The organism is Streptomyces colwelliae, assembly GCF_048158785.1.
Lineage (GTDB): Bacteria > Actinomycetota > Actinomycetes > Streptomycetales > Streptomycetaceae > Streptomyces.
The window spans coordinates 1-1,656 of the sequence record NZ_JBLTJC010000762.1; the positions used below are offsets into that span (position 1 = coordinate 1).

Here is a 1,656-nt window from a genome sequence, read left to right on the forward strand (position 1 = left end):
GTTCGGGGGTGGGCATGGTTCGCTTCCTCAGCCGGTGTGGGTGGGGTGGTCGGTGCAGCCGGTCGCTCCGCCGCCTGGGGAGACGGTGGGCAGGCGTGCGCAGTCGACGGTCAGGACGCGCTTGCCCCGCGCGTGCCCGGCGTCGCCGGCCCGCTGGGCCGCGGCCGCCCGGTCGAGCGGGTGGGTGCTGACGGCGATGACGAGCTTGCCGGCTCTGGGAGCTTGCGACTCAAGCCGCTCGCCGTGCGGGGACTCGGACCGATCGCCTGGCTGCACGGATTGCGCCGGCTGCGGATCCGCTGGGAACGACGCGACGACATCCACGAAGCCTTCCTCGGCTTCGCCACCTGCCTCATCACTCACCGCCACGTCCAACGCCCAGCTCCGTGAGACGTCTTCGTCAGGACTTCTTGAGCCAGCGTTGCAGCGCCTCGGGCACGTTCGTCGGATGTGAGCTGAAGCTCAATCGGATGTCGGGCTGGAGGTCGATGAGCACGTTGACGATCCGTTCGAACAGGACGGTGTACTCCGGGACATTCTTGATGCCGCCGCCGATGAGCACCACCCCGAACGAGCGCCCGTCGAACAGTCGGCGCAGCTCGGCCTCAGCCTCGTCGGGGTCCAGGCTGACATAGCCCTCCTCGCCGTCGATGCCTGTGGCCCGGAGCGCAGCCCAGTTGCGCTTCCTCATGGCGACCAGTTCTTCGAGCGTCGCAACCCCCGGCGGAAAATCCTCCGGCGAAAGCGCATCAGGGGTGATGCCGAGGGTCAGCACGCGTTGATTGATCGGAGGCTTCACTTGAGAGTTCTCGTGAGACATGGGGTCGCTCCTCCAAGGCAATATGGCCCCCTCCGACGACACACCCATGGGGTCTCCTCAGTTCTGCGGGGGAAGTTCAAGAAAACGTGTGGCTAGCCACATGATTGCCGTAGCAGCAATCGTGTGGCTAGCCAAGTATTCGTAGGCGCGGGCCGGAGGTGGCCACTTCGGCTCACTTCGGGCGCGCCTCACGCCGGACCGGCACCCGGCGCAGGCCGGCGCCGGATCGCGTGGGCGGGACACCCCGGCAGCCGCTCGCCGCGTTCGGCGAAGCACCCTCGATCGCCCCCGGCCGCCGTAGCGACGCACCGGCCTGGAACCGCACCGGACACACCCCGTTCGCCGGACACGATCCCCGACCGGCCGCCCCGATCGGTGAACTGGCCACGAAAAGCCCGGAGTTCGCGTCGAAGTGGTCCGAGCACCGGGTCCGGATGGGGGACCTCGCGACGTACCGCATGCGCCATCCACTCGCCGGCCGGATGCGGCTCAACCTCCAGGCCCTCAACGTCCCACAGGAGGAGGACCGGCGCTTCGTCGTCGCGACCTCCGACTCCGGTACGGCGTCGGAGGCGGCGCCGCGCCTTCTCGCCCAGGCGACCGTACCGACCGCGGAGCACACGGAGGCCGCGGAACGTCGCCGATCATCGCCGAGGCGACCGACGCGACAAGCACGGGCAAACCGTCAAGCATCACCCTCGCACAGACACACGACTCTCGTTCATAGCTACGAACTTGGCTTCAGGTGGGTGTCTTCGGCGCCGAACCTCTGATAGTTAACTTTCCTATCAGTTCGACGGCACGACCAACTCCCCACCCCCCACCCCCCTTTGGAG

3 protein-coding genes and 1 pseudogene are annotated in these 1,656 nt (G+C 67.8%); 2 read left to right on the top strand and 2 right to left on the bottom strand.

What is annotated here, in order from left to right; genetic code table 11:
* Positions 1 to 27: 27 nt before the first annotated feature.
* On the bottom strand, positions 28 to 276 hold the full coding sequence (locus tag ACNFOC_RS54085) for a hypothetical protein (protein WP_416966273.1): 249 nt from the start codon (positions 274 to 276) through the stop codon (positions 28 to 30).
* On the opposite strand from ACNFOC_RS54085, the pseudogene ACNFOC_RS54090 reads away from it, so the two are divergent.
* Positions 262 to 390, top strand: a pseudogene (locus tag ACNFOC_RS54090) (IS5/IS1182 family transposase); the annotation flags it as partial. The gene ACNFOC_RS54085 and the pseudogene ACNFOC_RS54090 sit on opposite strands and share 15 nt — an antisense overlap.
* A 10-nt stretch (positions 391 to 400) precedes the next feature.
* Here ACNFOC_RS54090 and ACNFOC_RS54095 read toward each other — a convergent pair.
* Positions 401 to 820, bottom strand: a complete 420-nt coding sequence (locus tag ACNFOC_RS54095; RefSeq protein WP_416966271.1) for a hypothetical protein — start codon at positions 818 to 820, stop codon at positions 401 to 403.
* A gap of 230 nt (positions 821 to 1,050) precedes the next feature.
* Between ACNFOC_RS54095 and ACNFOC_RS54100 the strand changes: the two genes are divergently transcribed.
* Entirely contained in the window at positions 1,051 to 1,593 is a 543-nt protein-coding gene (locus ACNFOC_RS54100) for an MmyB family transcriptional regulator (protein ID WP_416966272.1), read from the top strand.
* Positions 1,594 to 1,656: the final 63 nt, after the last annotated feature.

Excerpts from the sequence above, each read along its gene's own strand:
- ACNFOC_RS54095 (WP_416966271.1), bottom strand. The coding sequence starts at position 820 with ATGTCTCACGAGAACTCTCAAGTGAAGCCTCCGATCAATCAACGCGTG.